General features: G+C 66.7%; 1 protein-coding gene. It reads left to right on the forward strand.

What is annotated here, in order from left to right; all coding sequences use genetic code 11:
* A partial coding sequence (locus QWI17_RS14850; RefSeq protein ID WP_302723311.1) for a pirin family protein occupies positions 1 to 481 on the forward strand: 481 nt, incomplete at its 5' end.
* Positions 482 to 513: the final 32 nt, after the last annotated feature.

A 513-nucleotide genomic window follows, 5' to 3' on the forward strand; every position in this document is an offset into this window, starting at 1 on the left:
TGAACAAGGCGCGCCCAGCTACAGCCATCATCCTGCGGCCAGCCTGCCGGTCAGCGACAGCCTGGGGGTGCGCATCTGCATGATTGCCGGCACCGGGTTCTGCCTGGCGTCACCGGTGCCGGTGCTGTCCCCTACCCTCTATGCCCAGGTACAGATGCAAACGGCGACTACCTTGCAGGTGCCGAACGAGCACGTGGAGCGGGCGCTGTACCTGTTGGAGGGCGAACTGCAGATGAACGGCGAGGATGTGGCGCCGTGCAGCCTGGTGGTGCTGCCGGAGGGCGAAGAGGTGACGCTGTGTGCGCAAGGTGAATGCCAGCTGGTACTGATTGGCGGCGCGCCGCTGGATGGGCCGCGGCGGATGAACTGGAACTTTGTCGCCAGTGACCCGGCGCTGATCGAGCAGGCCAGGGCCAAATGGGCTGCGGGGGATTGGCCGGTCGTGCCGGGGGAGAGCTCGAGGATCGAGTTGCCTCGCTGATTGGGGCCACTTTGCGCCCCTTCGCGGGCGTG

Origin of the sequence: Gilvimarinus gilvus, assembly GCF_030518155.1 — a bacterium.
In the GTDB taxonomy this organism is placed as follows: Bacteria; Pseudomonadota; Gammaproteobacteria; order Pseudomonadales; family Cellvibrionaceae; genus Gilvimarinus; species Gilvimarinus gilvus.